Origin of the sequence: Croceitalea vernalis (genome assembly GCF_031846405.1) — a bacterium.
Classification (GTDB): domain Bacteria; phylum Bacteroidota; class Bacteroidia; order Flavobacteriales; family Flavobacteriaceae; genus Croceitalea; species Croceitalea vernalis.
Window position 1 is genome coordinate 1 of record NZ_JAVRHU010000027.1, and the last position, 342, is coordinate 342.

The window sequence follows — 342 nt, forward strand, 5'->3', positions numbered from 1 at the left end:
GATGGGGATGGTACAGATACTGATGGCGATGGTGTTCCAGATGTAGTAGATATAGATGATGACAACGATGGTATTTTAGATACAGTAGAAGGCGATGGTACTCCAGATACGGATGGTGATGGTATTCCAGACAGTTTAGACATAGATAGTGATGACGATGGTATTCCAGACAATGTAGAAGGTCAGCCCACAGATGGTTATGTAGGTCCAAGTGGTATTGACAGTGATAATGATGGATTGGATGATGCTTATGAAGGTGATGGTGATGCCGGTATTACTCCAGAAGATACAGATGATGATACTGTTCCGGATTATATAGATGGGGACAGTGACAATGACACT

The 342-nt window shown here is 42.4% G+C and carries 1 pseudogene; it reads left to right on the forward strand.

The annotated features are described in order from the left end of the window. Nucleotides 1-342: pseudogene (locus RM520_RS15255) on the forward strand (hypothetical protein); the annotation flags it as partial.